The organism is Streptomyces sp. H27-C3 (genome assembly GCF_030063415.1).
Taxonomy (GTDB): Bacteria; Actinomycetota; Actinomycetes; order Streptomycetales; family Streptomycetaceae; genus Streptomyces.
Genome location: NZ_JASITA010000021.1, coordinates 110,850 through 123,401, shown reverse-complemented (window position 1 = coordinate 123,401; position 12,552 = coordinate 110,850). Strand labels below are relative to the sequence as shown.

Genomic DNA, 12,552 nt, shown 5'->3' with positions numbered 1-12,552 from the left:
GGAAGGGGCGGGGTGGGGAACAGCGCCGCAGGCACCCGTCACGCGTCCTCCGAGACCTCCACCATCCAGCCGTACGGCAGTTCCTCGCCATCGACCGTGACCGCTTCCACCGTCCGGGTGCGGGGGTCGATCTCGGCCTGGACGCCGTCGCCCTCGTAGCGCGGATAGCCGCTCGCGCCCCACTTGCCGGTCGCCACCACCGCCGCGACGCGCAGGGTGGCTCCGTGATCGGTGTGGCCGTCCTCGTCAGCCGTGCGGGGCTTGAGCTCCACCGTGTAGGCGCGGGGGTGGGCGGGAGGGCCGGGACGCGGCCTGGGGTCCGTTGCTGACATGGGGACGACGCTAGCGCCGCCGCCGCGCCCGCGCCCGCCCACCGCACGACGCGCGCGCGCCGCAGCCGTCGGTCGGGGCCGGATCTGTCAGGGTCGGGAGCATGAGCCGTCTGGTCCGCATCCGCGTCAAGCACTGGGCGACGGCCCTTCCCGTACTGGCCGTCGTCCTCCTGGTCTTCGCCTGGGGCCGGTCGCTGCCGGGGCCCGTGGTCGCGCTCCTCGCGTGCTTCCTCGCCGGGGCGGTACTCGCCGCTGTGCATCACGCCGAGGTCGTGGCCCACCGGGTGGGTGAACCCTTCGGTTCGCTCGTCCTCGCCGTGGCCGTGACGATCATCGAGGTCGCGCTGATCGTCACCCTCATGGCCGACGGCGGCGACAAGAGCAGCTCGCTCGCCCGCGACACCGTCTTCGCCGCCGTGATGATCACCTGCAACGGCATCGTCGGCGTCTCGCTGCTGGTCGGCTCACTGAAGCGGAAGGTGGCGGTGTTCAACGCGGAGGGGACGGGCGCGGCGTTCGCGACCGTGGCGACGCTGGCGGGGCTGAGCCTGGCGCTGCCGACGTTCACCACCAGCACCCCGGGGCCCGAGTTCACCCCCGCCCAGCTCATCTTCGCCGCGGTCGCCGCCGTGCTGCTGTACGGGCTGTTCGTGATGACCCAGACCTGGCGGCACCGCGACTACTTCCTGCCGGTGACCACCCAGGGCAAGGTGATCGACGGAGAGGAGCACGCCGACCCGCCGACCCAGCGCGTCTCGCGGATCAGTCTCGGGCTGCTGGCGATTTCCCTGGTCGCGGTGGTGGGTCTGGCGAAGGGGGTGTCGCCGACCATCGAGGCCGGGGTCGAGGCCGCCGGTATGCCGGCTTCCGTCGTGGGTGTCATCATCGCGCTGCTCGTGCTCCTGCCCGAGTCGATCGCCGCCGTACGGTCCGCCCGCCGCGACCGGGTGCAGACAAGCCTGAACCTGGCACTCGGTTCGGCCATGGCCAGCATCGGGCTGACAATCCCCGCGGTGGCCATCGCCTCCATCTGGATGGACGGGCCGCTGCTGCTCGGGCTCGGCGCGACCCACCTGGTCCTGCTGACGCTCACCGTGGCCGTCGGCACGCTGACCATCGTGCCGGGGCGGGCCACCCCGCTCCAGGGCGGCGTACACCTCTCGCTGTTCGCTGCGTACCTGGTGCTCGCCGTCAGCCCGTGACCCCCTCGGCCACCCCGGGCAGCAAATGGCCTCGGCGCGAGAGCAGAAAGCGTTTGAACGCGGCCACCGGGGGCGTGTCCGGGTGGCCGTCCAGCCAGGCGACGCCGATCTCGCGCACCGCGCGGGGCGCCGTGACGGTGAGTTCCACGACGCCGGGTCTGGCCACCGCGGGCGGCGGCAGCAGGGCGACGCCGAGGCCGGCCGCGACCAGGCCGCGCAGGGTCTCCGCCTCCTCCCCCTCGAACGCGACCTTCGGCCGGAAACCCGCTTCGGCGCACAGGTCGTCGGTGATCCGGCGCAGGCCGTAGCCCGGTTCCAGGGTCACGAAGGTCTCATCGGCCGCCTCCGCGAGACGCACCCGCTTGCGTCCGGCCAGCCGGTGGTCGTCCGGGACGACCAGGCGCAGCCGCTGCTCGTCGAGACGACGGGCCATCAGGTCGGGCGCGGTGGGGATCGGGGAGGTCAGGCAGAGGTCCAGGTCGCCCGCGCGCAGCCGTTCGATCATGGCTTCGCCGTAGTTCTGGACGAGTTGGAACCGTACGCGCGGATGGTCGACGCGGAAAGCGCGGATCAGGCTGGGTACGGTCTCGGAGCCCATGGTGTGCAGGAAGCCGAAGGCGACCTTGCCGGTGGCCGGATCGGCGTCGGCCCGTACCGAGTCGGCGGCCCGCTCGACCTCGGCCAGCGCGCGCTCGACCGTGGTGAGGAAAGTGCGGCCCGCCGGGGTGAGGGAGACCGTGCGGCCCTTGCGGGCGAACAGGGCGACGCCCAGGTCCTCCTCCAGCCTGACCATGGCGCGCGACAGCGTCGACTGGGGCACGGCCAGTTCGTGCGCGGCGCGTGTGACGTGCTCGTGGCGGGCGACCGCGGCGAAGTACGCGAGGCGCGGGGCGAGTACCTGCTGGATGTCTTCTTCGTAACCGCTGGGTGACAGCCGGGGCTGTGAGCTCTGCTTATGCGCCATGGGATTGATTATCGCGAGTTTGTGCATTGGACGCATGAAGCGGCTGTGTCTACGTTCGTCACATGCCTTCCGCCAGTACCAAGGCGTCCACCAGCCGCGTGGCCGCCGACACCGTTGTTGACACCGACTCCCGTCTCGCCCCCTCGTCCCCCGGCTACCGCCGCATGAGCTTCGCGCTCTTCGCCGCCGGAATGGCGACCTTCGCCCTCCTCTACTCCACCCAGGCTCTGCTGCCCGCGATCTCCGCCGACTTCGATGTGACGGCGGGGCAGGCCAGTTGGACGGTGTCCGCGGCCACCGGCGCGCTCGCTCTGTTCGTGCTGCCGCTGAGCGCCCTGTCCGAGCGGTTCGGGCGGCGCACGCTGATGACGGTGTCGCTGGTGGTGGCGGTCGTGGTCGGGATGCTGGTGCCGTTCGCACCCTCGATCGAGTGGCTGGTGGCGCTGCGCGCCGTGCAGGGTGCGGCGCTCGCCGGGCTGCCGGCCTCGGCCATGGCGTATCTGGCGGAGGAGATCCGGCCGAAGGCCCTGGTCGCCGCGATCGGACTGTTCGTCGCGGGGAACTCGATCGGCGGCATGAGCGGCCGGATCGTCACCGGCTGGGTGGCGCAGGCCTGGGGGTGGCGGGCCGGGCTCGCCGCCGTCGGCGTGATGGCGCTGCTGTGCGCCGTGGTGTTCCGGCTGCTGCTGCCGAAGGCACGGCACTTCACCCGGGGTTCACTGAACCCGCGGGCGCTGGCGAAGACCGTGCGCGGCCATCTGGCCGATCCGCTGCTGCTGCGGCTGTACGCGATCGGCGCGCTGTTCATGACGGTCTTCGGCGCGGTCTACACGGTGATCGGCTACCGGCTGGTGGCCGCCCCGTTCAACCTGCCGCAGGGCGTGATCGGCTCGATCTTCCTGGTCTACCTGGTGGGGACGGTCTCCTCCGCCGCGGCCGGCCGGCTGGTCGCCCGCACCGGACGGCGGGGTGCGCTGTACCTGGCGGTCGGCACCACCGCCGCCGGACTGCTGCTTTCGCTGGCCGACACGCCGGCCGCGGTGCTGGTCGGCCTTGTCCTGATCACGGCGGGCTTCTTCGCGGGGCACGCGGTGGCGTCCTCCTCGGTGAGCCGTACGGCGAAGACGGGCCGCGCGCAGGCTTCGGCGCTGTACCAGTCGGCGTACTACCTGGGCAGCAGCGTGGGCGGCACGCTGGGCGCGGTGGCGTTCCACGCCGGGGGCTGGGCGGCGACCGTGCTCCTCGGCCTGGTGGCCGTGCTCGGGGTCGTGTCGATCACGCTGTACGGGACGCGGGTCGCGCGCGCCGAACTGCGAGAAGGGCGCCGGAGCGGCCGGCGCGGTGTGCCGGCCGCGGCGGGGCAGCGCTGAGGATGTCGCCCGGGGCTCGTACGGAGCCTTGAGGGGCCGCTGTCGGGCCCCCGGTTCCGGGCTGTCACGCCACTTGCGGGTGCCCGGTTCGAGTCGGTGTTCTCGCCGTACGGGCCTGACTGTCAGTCCCCTGCGGTAAGTTCCAAATCGCTGGAGTACTGGCGGATTTGGGCGACAGGGGCGGACCCGATGAGTGACATTGCCGCGACGACGGATCTCGACTCCCGGCTGGAGGACCACCGGACGGAGCTGACCGGTTATTGCTACCGGATGCTCGGTTCGGCCTTCGAGGCCGAGGACGCGGTGCAGGACACGCTGGTGCGGGCGTGGCGCAGCATCGACAAGTTCGAGGGGCGGTCGTCGCTGCGCTCCTGGCTGTACCGCATCGCGACGAACGTCTGCATGGACTCGCTGAACGCGGGCAATCGCCGGGCCCGCCCGATGGACCTCACGGCCGCGACGCCGGTGGCGCAGGCCGCGCTCAATTCCCGTCCGGAGGTCACCTGGCTGGAGCCGGTGCCGGACGGCCGGGTGCTGCCCTCGGTGGCCGACCCGGCGGACACGGCGGTGAAGCGGGAGTCGATCCGCCTCGCGTTCGTCGCGGCGCTCCAGCACCTGCCGCCGAAGCAGCGGGCGGTGCTGATCCTGCGGGAGGTGCTCGCCTGGAAGGCCAGTGAGGTGGCCGAGCTGCTCGACACAACGGTCGCTTCGGTCAACAGTGCGCTCCAGCGGGCCCGCGCCACACTCGCCGAGCACGGCGGGACGCAGGACACGGCCACGGAGAATCCGCTGGACGAGGAGCAGCGCAAGCTCCTCGACCGGTACGTCGCGGCCTTCGAGGGGTACGACATGGCCGCGCTGACCGCCCTCCTCCATGAGGACGCCACGCTCTCCATGCCCCCGTACGACCTGTGGCTGCGCGGCCACGACGACATCGTCGGCTGGATGCTGGGCGTCGGCGAGGTCTGCCGCGGCTCGCGCCTCGTGCCGGTCGTGGCGAACGGCACACCGGCCTTCGCCCATTACCACCCGCGCCCGTCGGGCGACGGCTTCGACCCGTGGGCGCTCATGGTCATCGAGATCGTCGAGGGCAAGGTCTCCGGGATCACGTCCTTCCTCGACACGAAGCGATGGTTCCCGCTGTTCGACCTGCCGGAGCACCTCGACGCGTCGGGAGCGGGCACGTCCTCCATCGAGACGTCCTCAACCGAGGAGGGCCCGGCGGCCGGCTAGAAGATCTCGCCTAGTCCCATCAGGTGCAGCAGCGCGCTCAGTTGGGGTGGTGGGTGTCGCAGCCTGATGCGGCACCCCAGCCTGCGGGCTGCGAGGCGCAGGCGGGCCAGCACCTCGACGGTGTGCAGGTCGGGTTCGGCGACGGCCCCCACGTCGCAGTCCACCTCCTGGGCGTCCGACCCGTGCAGCAGTAGGCGCAGTTCCTCGCACAGCCCGGGGACGTCGGCGGCGGTGACCCTGCCGGTGATGACAAGAACTATCGGTTTGGTGGCATCCACGGGGAAGAGACCCGTGGCGCGGGCAGAACTCATCGCTGCGTGCATATGCGCGCGGCGAGCCGTACGACGAAGGGGGCCGGCGACGATCCGCCGGCCCCCTTCGGTCAAGCCGCACTCATACGGTCACCCGCACATCAGGCGATGCGGCCCAGGATGATCGGCTGCGCGGTGAACTCGGTGTCCTCGGACGCGGTCAGGACTCCACCGTCCAGCGCCTCCAGGGCGTACTCGAACTTCTCCGGAGTGTCCGTGTGCAGCGTCATCAGGCGCTGGCCCGCGGTGATCCGGTCCCCCGGCTTGGCGTGCAGCTCGATGCCGGCGCCCGCCTGCACCTGGTCCTCCTTGCGCGCACGGCCCGCGCCGAGCCGCCAGGCGGCGACGCCGATCGCGTACGCGTCCAGGGTGGTGAGGCGGCCCGAGGTCGAGGCGTGGACGACGTGCTGCTCGCGGGCGACGGGCAGCGCCGCGTCCGGGTCGCCGCCCTGGGCCGCGATCATGCGGCGCCACACGTCCATCGCGGAGCCGTCGGCCAGCGCCTTCGCCGGGTCGGCGTCCTTCAGGCCCGCCGCGTCGAGCATTTCGCGGGCGAGGGCGAGGGTGAGCTCGACGACGTCGGACGGGCCGCCGCCGGCCAGGACCTCGACGGATTCGCGCACTTCGAGGGCGTTGCCCGCGGTGAGGCCGAGCGGGGTGGACATGTCGGTGAGGAGCGCCACCGTACGGACACCGCTGTCGGTGCCGAGGCCGACCATGGTGGCGGCCAGCTCGCGGGCGTCCTCGATGGTCTTCATGAAGGCGCCGGAGCCGACCTTGACGTCCAGGACGAGCGAGCCGGTGCCCTCGGCGATCTTCTTGGACATGATCGAGGAGGCGATCAGCGGGATCGCCTCGACCGTGCCGGTGACGTCGCGCAGCGCGTAGAGCTTCTTGTCCGCCGGGGCCAGGCCGTCGCCCGCCGCGCAGATGACCGCGCCGGTGGAGTCGAGGACGCTGAGCATCTCCTCGTTGGAGAGCTGGGCCCGCCAGCCGGGGATGGACTCCAGCTTGTCGAGTGTGCCGCCGGTGTGGCCGAGGCCGCGTCCGGACAGCTGGGGAACGGCCGCGCCGCAGGCGGCGACGAGGGGGGCCAGCGGGAGGGTGATCTTGTCGCCGACGCCGCCGGTGGAGTGCTTGTCCGCGGTGGGGCGGGCGAGGGAGGCGAAGTTCATGCGCTCGCCGGACGCGATCATCGCGGCCGTCCAGCGGGCGATTTCGACGCGGTTCATGCCGTTGAGCAGGATCGCCATCGCCAGGGCCGACATCTGCTCGTCGGCGACCTCGCCGCGGGTGTACGCGTCGATGACCCAGTCGATCTGCTGGGGGCTCAGCTCGCCCCGGTCGCGCTTGGTGCGGATGACGGAGATGACGTCCATGGAGTTCCCTACGGAGAAAGAAGTGGTGAGGAGCGGTGTCACACGGGGTACTGCGGTGTCACGCGAGGTGCTGCGGGATCACACGAGGTGCTGTGAGGTCACGCGAGGTGCTGTGAGGTCACGCGAGGTGCTGTGAGGTCACGCGAGGTGCCGGGTCACGCCAGGTGCTGCGGGCCGAAGGCGTCCGGCAGCAGTTCGGCGAGGCTACGGATGCCCGCCGACGTGTCCAGCAAAAGCGCCGGGCCCCCGAACTCGTACAGCAGCTGACGGCAGCGGCCGCACGGCATCAGGATCTCGCCCTGGCCGTCGACGCAGACGAAGTGCGTCAGCCGGCCGCCGCCGGTGGCGTGCAGCTGCGAGACCAGGCCGCACTCGGCGCACAGGGAGAGTCCGTACGACGCGTTCTCGACGTTGCAGCCGGCGACGGTGCGGCCGTCGTCGACGAGCGCCGCGGCGCCGACCGGGAAGCCCGAGTACGGGGCGTACGCACGGGACATCGCCTCGCGCGCCGCCTCGTGCAGGGCCTCCCAGTCGGCCTTGGCCGCGGCGTCCGTCATTTGCCCTGGCCCTTGCGGTAGGCCAGGCCGTTGGCCTTGGGCATGCGCAGGCGTTGTGCCGACAGAGCCAGGACCAGCAGCGTGGCGACGTACGGCGTCGCGTCGACGATCTGGCTCGGCACCTCGTCGGTCAGCGCGTACCAGGTGAACAGCAGCGCCGAGGCGGCCGCCGAGATCACCGCGGCGATGTACTTCTTCTTGTACAGCTGCCAGGCCACGACGAGCACCAGGAGGATCGCGAGCAGCAGCAGTACGGCGTGCACGTTCTCCGCGCCGCCGCGCAGCTTGAGGCTGTCGGTGAAGCCGAAGAGCCCGGCGCCCAGCGCCATGCCGCCCGGCATCCAGTTGCCGAAGATCATCGCGGCGAGACCGATGTAACCGCGTCCGCCGGTCTGGCCCTCCTGGTAGATGCCGGTCGCGACGATGGCCAGGAAGGCGCCGCCGAGTCCGGCCAGGCCGCCGGAGACGGTGACGGCGATGTACTTGTACTTGTAGACGTTCACGCCGAGAGACTCGGCGGCCACCGGGTTCTCACCGCAGGAGCGCAGCCGCAGACCGAAGGCCGTGCGCCAGAGGATCCACCAGGTGCCCGGGATCATCAGCAGGGCGACCACGGTGAGCAGGGACAGGCCGGTGACCAGGCCGCCGACCACGCCCGCGATGTCCGAGACGAAGAACCAGTGTTTGTCCTGGAGATCTCCCAGCCCGTCGGAGAGCCCTGGGATGGTGATTTCGGTGATCGCGTCGATGCGCGGGGACTGCTTGGACGAGCCGCCTTCGACAGTGGCGAAGGTGAAGTTCGACAGGTAGCGGGTGACGCCGACGGCCAGGATGTTGATGGCCACACCGGAGACGATGTGGTTGACCCCGAAGGTGACGGTGATGACGGCGTGCAGCAGACCGCCGATCGCGCCGCCGAGGATGCCGAAGGCGACCCCGGTCCACGGCCCCCACTGGAAGCCCGCCCAGGCGCCGAACCAGGTGCCGAGGACCATCATGCCTTCGAGGCCGATGTTGATGACGCCCGCGCGCTCGGCCCACAGGCCGCCCAGACCGGCCAGGCCGATCGGGATGGCGAGCTTGAGTGCGCCGGACACCTGGCCGACCGAGGTGAGGTCGTTGGCGCCGCTGATGAGGCGGACCAGCGAGACCAGGGCCATGCCGCCCGCGATGATCAGCAGGATGACGGGCCAGGACAGCTTGCGGCGTACGCCCTTCTTGGGAGCGGCGTTCGCGGCGGCCGAAACAGTGCTCGTGGTCATTACGCCGCCACCTCCTCACGGGATTTGCGGGCGGCTGCGGCGAGTTCCTCGCCGACCTTCTGCTGTTGGCGGCGCAGCCCGTAGCGGCGGACCAGCTCGTACGAGACGACGACCGAGATCACGATCAGACCCTGCATGATCGTCGCGATCTCCTTCTCGTAACCGTGCTGGTCGAGGGAGTTGGACGACTTGTCGAGGAAGGCGATGAGCAGCGCGCTCGCCGCGATGCCGACCGCGTTGTTGCGGCCGAGCAGGGCGATCGTGATGCCGGTGAAGCCGACGCCCGCCGGGAAGTCCAGGCTGTACGTGTGGGTGTCGCCCAGGAGTGTCGGCATGCCGGCGAGTCCGGCGACACCGCCCGAGATCAGCATGGAGGTGAGGATCATCTTCTTCGCGTCCACACCGCTGGCCTGGGCCGCGCTCTCGCTGGCGCCGGTGGCGCGCAGGTCGAAGCCGAAGCGGGTGCGGTTGAGGACGAACCAGTAGACGATGCCGCAGGCGGCTGCGACGAAGGTGAAGCCGTAGATCTCGCCCGCCTCGGGGCTGAGGCTCAGGCCGGGGAACCAGCCGGACTCCGGGATCTCACCGGTGTTCAGGTTGTTGGAGCCCTCCAGCTGGACGCCGAAGTTGTCGGGCAGGATCAGCCAGGCCACCAGCGAGGTCGCGATCGCGTTGAGCATGATCGTGGAGACGACCTCGCTCACCCCGCGGGTGGTCTTGAGGATGCCCGCGATCCCGGCCCAGAAGGCGCCGACCAGCATCGCGACGATCACGATCAGCGCGATCTGCAGCGGTCCCGGCAGGTCCACGCTGGCGCCGACGAGGGCGGCCATCATCGCGGCGAGGCGGTACTGCCCGTCGACGCCGATGTTGAACAGGTTCATCCGGAATCCGACGGCGACGGCCAGGGCCGCCAGGTAATACGTGCCGGCCTGGTTGATGATCAGCACCTGGACGTCGACGTACGACGCGTTCTCGATCATCAGGCTGTACGGCTCGAACGGGTCGCGCCCGGAGGCGAGCAGCACCACCGAGGTCAGCACGATGGCGACCACCAGGGCCAGCGCCGGGCCTGCGAAGCCCAGGATCAACCGGTCCTTGTCGAATTTCTTCATCGGGCCTCGTCCTCCGGGGCGTGCTCCAGATGACCGGAAGCGGCGCCTGTCATGGCCGAGCCCAGTTGTTCCGGTGTGATGGTGGCGGGGTCGGCGTCCGCGACGAGGCGGCCGCGGTACATCACCCGCAGGGTGTCGGAGAGCCCGATCAGCTCGTCCAGGTCGGCGGAGATCAGCAGCACCGCCAGGCCCTCGCGGCGCGCCGCGCGGATCTGGTCCCAGATCTGCGCCTGCGCGCCGACGTCCACCCCGCGCGTGGGGTGCGCGGCGATCAGCAGCTTGGGGGTGTGGCTCATCTCGCGGCCGACGATCAGCTTCTGCTGGTTGCCGCCGGACAGCGACGCCGCGGTGACGTCGATACCGGGCGTGCGGACGTCGTACTCGCTGACGATCCGCTCGGTGTCCTTGCGGGCCGCCTTGAGGTCCAGGAAGCCGTTCTTGCTGTTGGGCCGCTCGGTGACGTGACCGAGGATGCGGTTCTCCCACAGCGGGGCCTCAAGGAGCAGGCCGTGCCGGTGGCGGTCCTCGGGGATGTACCCGACGCCGCTCTCGCGGCGCTTGCGGGTGGGGGCGTGCGAGATGTCGGTGGTGTCGAGGGTGATGACACCGCCGTCCGGGTCGCGCATGCCCATGACGGCCTCGACGAGCTCGGCCTGGCCGTTGCCCTCGACGCCCGCGATGCCGAGGACTTCGCCCTTGTGGATGGTGAAGGAGATCCCGGCGAGCACCACGCGTACGACGCCGTCGGGGTCGACGGCGTTCAGCTGGAGATCTTCGATGCGCAGCATCGGGACGGCGGTGACCGTCGACTCGCGGGTCTCCGGCGAGGGCAGCTCACTGCCGACCATCAGCTCGGCGAGCTGCTTGGTGGTGGTGTGCGCCGGGTCGGCGGTGCCCACGGTCGTGCCGCGGCGGATGACGGTGATCTCGTCGGCGACCGAGAGCACCTCGCCCAGCTTGTGCGAGATGAAGATGACGGTCAGGCCCTCGGACTTGAGCTCGCGCAGGTTGTCGAAGAGTGCGTCGACCTCCTGCGGCACCAGGACCGCGGTGGGCTCGTCGAGGATCAGGGTGCGGGCGCCGCGGTAGAGGACCTTGAGGATCTCCACGCGCTGGCGGTCGGCGACACCGAGCTCTTCGACGAGGACGTCGGGGCGGACGTTCAGGTGGTACGCGTCGGAGATCTCCATGATCTTCTTACGGGCCTTGGGCCCGATGCCGTACAGCTTCTCGCCGCCGAGAACGATGTTCTCCATGACGGTGAGGTTGTCGGCGAGCATGAAGTGCTGGTGCACCATGCCGATGCCGCGCGCGATGGCGTCCGCGGGGCTGGAGAAGGTGACCGTGCTGCCGTCGATGGTGATGGTGCCCTCGTCCGGCTTCTGCATGCCGTAGAGGATCTTCATCAGGGTCGACTTGCCGGCCCCGTTCTCCCCCACAAGGGCATGGACCGTGCCCTTGCGGATGGTGAGGGCGATGTCGTGGTTGGCGACGACGCCGGGGAAGCGCTTGGTGATGCCGTGGAGTTCCACGGCAGGGGGGCTGGACGCGTTGATGACGCACTCTCCTTGGCGAAGGAGCTGGAAGCGGAGGCGGGGCGGGGCGGGGCGGGGCGGAGGGGCGAAACTATCGCGCTGAGGAGGGGTCTACACGCGTAGCACTGCCGAATGGTTGAACTAATTGAAGGATCTGATCCAGGGTGTGGGTCCGGGTCCGCGGGGGTTTACCCCCGCGGACCCGGACCCACTGGTCTCCCGTGGAACTACGGGGTCGTCTTGACCTTGATCGAGCCGTCGAGAATGCCCTTCTTGGCCTTCTCCACCGCGGCGGTGACATCGGTCAGCTTCTTGTACGCCGGGTTGGAGTCGGAGAGGCCGACACCGTTCTGGTCGAGGCCGAAGCGGACCTCACCGGTCTGCGGCTTGCCGTCCTTGACCGACTTGATCAGGTTGTAGACGGCGCCAGCGACGTCCTTGGTGGCCGACGTCAGGATCTTGTCCTTGTACGTGACCAGGCCCTTCTGCAGGTACTGGTCGGAGTCGACGCCGATGGCCCACTTGCCGGCCTTCGCCGTGGCCTCGATCGCGCCCACGCCCGCCTGGCCGGCGGCGTGGTAGACCACGTCGGCGCCCTTGTCGAGCTGGCCCTCCGCGGCGGCCTTGCCGAGGTCGGGCTTGGAGAAGCCGTCGTTGTTCGGCGGCTGGGTCAGGTACTGGGTGAGGACCTTGACCTTCGGGTTGGTGGCCTTGACGCCCTGAACGAAGCCCGCCTCGAACTTCTTGATCAGCGGCACCTCGACACCGCCGATGAAGCCGACCGTGTTGGACTTGGTGGCCTTGGCGGCGGCGACGCCCGCCATGTACGACGCCTGCTCCTCGTTGAAGACCAGGTTGGCGACGTTGGAGCCGTTCACCGAGAGGTCGTCGACGATGCCGAAGGTGGTCTTCGGGTACTTCGCGGAGACCTTCTTGATGGCCGGGGCGTAGGCGAAACCGATGCCGATGACCGGGTTGTTGCCGTTACGGGCCAGCTCGGTGAGGCGCTGCACCTTGTCGGCGTCGCCCTCGCCCTCTGCGGGCTCGGCGTCCACGCCCTTGATCTTGAGGTCCTTCTTGGCCTTCTCCAGGCCGGCGAAGGCGGCGTCATTGAAGGACTGGTCGCCCTTGCCGCCGATGTCGTAGGCGATGGCGGCGCTGGCGCCCTTGTCGTCGGACGCGTCCGACGACGACTTGCCGCCACACGCGGTGGCGGAGAAAGCGAGGGCCGTGGACGCAATGGCCACGGTGGCAATCCTGGTTACCCGGCGCACGGGAGGGCTCCTTCAACA

12 protein-coding genes are annotated in these 12,552 nt (G+C 70.2%); 3 read left to right on the top strand and 9 right to left on the bottom strand.

Going from position 1 to position 12,552, the window contains the following annotated elements; all coding sequences use genetic code 11:
• Positions 1-38: 38 nt before the first annotated feature.
• Positions 39-332, bottom strand: a complete 294-nt coding sequence (locus tag QMK30_RS21860) for a hypothetical protein (RefSeq protein WP_283519968.1) — start codon at positions 330-332, stop codon at positions 39-41.
• Between the two features lie 101 nt (positions 333-433).
• Here QMK30_RS21860 and QMK30_RS21855 point away from each other — a divergent pair, with 101 nt between their 5' ends.
• Positions 434-1,534, top strand: a complete 1,101-nt coding sequence (locus QMK30_RS21855; RefSeq protein WP_283519967.1) for a calcium:cation antiporter — start codon at positions 434-436, stop codon at positions 1,532-1,534.
• On the opposite strand, the gene QMK30_RS21850 is transcribed toward QMK30_RS21855, so the two are convergent.
• Positions 1,524-2,498, bottom strand: coding sequence for a LysR family transcriptional regulator (locus QMK30_RS21850; RefSeq protein ID WP_283519966.1), 975 nt, complete (start codon positions 2,496-2,498; stop codon positions 1,524-1,526). The two genes, QMK30_RS21855 and QMK30_RS21850, sit on opposite strands and share 11 nt — an antisense overlap.
• 62 nt (positions 2,499-2,560) lie before the next feature.
• Between QMK30_RS21850 and QMK30_RS21845 the strand changes: the two genes are divergently transcribed.
• Both QMK30_RS21845 and QMK30_RS21840 read left to right on the top strand, forming a co-directional pair.
• Positions 2,561-3,868: an MFS transporter gene (locus tag QMK30_RS21845; protein WP_283519965.1), complete on the top strand. Its 1,308-nt coding sequence runs from the start codon at positions 2,561-2,563 to the stop codon at positions 3,866-3,868.
• Between the two features lie 189 nt (positions 3,869-4,057).
• Complete coding sequence (locus QMK30_RS21840; protein WP_283519964.1) at positions 4,058-5,101, top strand: sigma-70 family RNA polymerase sigma factor; 1,044 nt, start codon at positions 4,058-4,060, stop codon at positions 5,099-5,101.
• Here QMK30_RS21840 and QMK30_RS21835 read toward each other — a convergent pair.
• From QMK30_RS21835 to QMK30_RS21805, 7 genes are all read right to left on the bottom strand, one after another.
• Positions 5,098-5,412 (bottom strand): STAS domain-containing protein, encoded by a 315-nt coding sequence (locus QMK30_RS21835; protein ID WP_283519963.1) that lies wholly within the window; start codon positions 5,410-5,412, stop codon positions 5,098-5,100. The two genes, QMK30_RS21840 and QMK30_RS21835, sit on opposite strands and share 4 nt — an antisense overlap.
• A gap of 101 nt (positions 5,413-5,513) precedes the next feature.
• Entirely contained in the window at positions 5,514-6,791 is a 1,278-nt protein-coding gene (locus QMK30_RS21830) for a thymidine phosphorylase (RefSeq protein WP_283519962.1), read from the bottom strand.
• A 155-nt stretch (positions 6,792-6,946) separates the two neighbouring features.
• The gene (locus QMK30_RS21825) at positions 6,947-7,348 is read right to left on the bottom strand and encodes a cytidine deaminase (protein ID WP_283519961.1); all 402 of its coding nucleotides are present in this window, start codon (positions 7,346-7,348) and stop codon (positions 6,947-6,949) included.
• A complete protein-coding gene (locus tag QMK30_RS21820; protein ID WP_283519960.1) occupies positions 7,345-8,610 on the bottom strand; it encodes an ABC transporter permease in 1,266 nt (421 codons plus the stop codon). The genes QMK30_RS21825 and QMK30_RS21820 overlap by 4 nt, the downstream gene beginning before the upstream one ends.
• Positions 8,610-9,725, bottom strand: a complete 1,116-nt coding sequence (locus QMK30_RS21815; protein WP_283519959.1) for an ABC transporter permease — start codon at positions 9,723-9,725, stop codon at positions 8,610-8,612. The genes QMK30_RS21820 and QMK30_RS21815 overlap by 1 nt, the downstream gene beginning before the upstream one ends.
• The gene (locus tag QMK30_RS21810; protein ID WP_283519958.1) at positions 9,722-11,257 is read right to left on the bottom strand and encodes an ABC transporter ATP-binding protein; all 1,536 of its coding nucleotides are present in this window, start codon (positions 11,255-11,257) and stop codon (positions 9,722-9,724) included. The genes QMK30_RS21815 and QMK30_RS21810 overlap by 4 nt, the downstream gene beginning before the upstream one ends.
• 230 nt (positions 11,258-11,487) lie before the next feature.
• Entirely contained in the window at positions 11,488-12,534 is a 1,047-nt protein-coding gene (locus QMK30_RS21805) for a BMP family lipoprotein (protein ID WP_283519957.1), read from the bottom strand.
• Between the last annotated feature and the right edge of the window lie 18 nt (positions 12,535-12,552).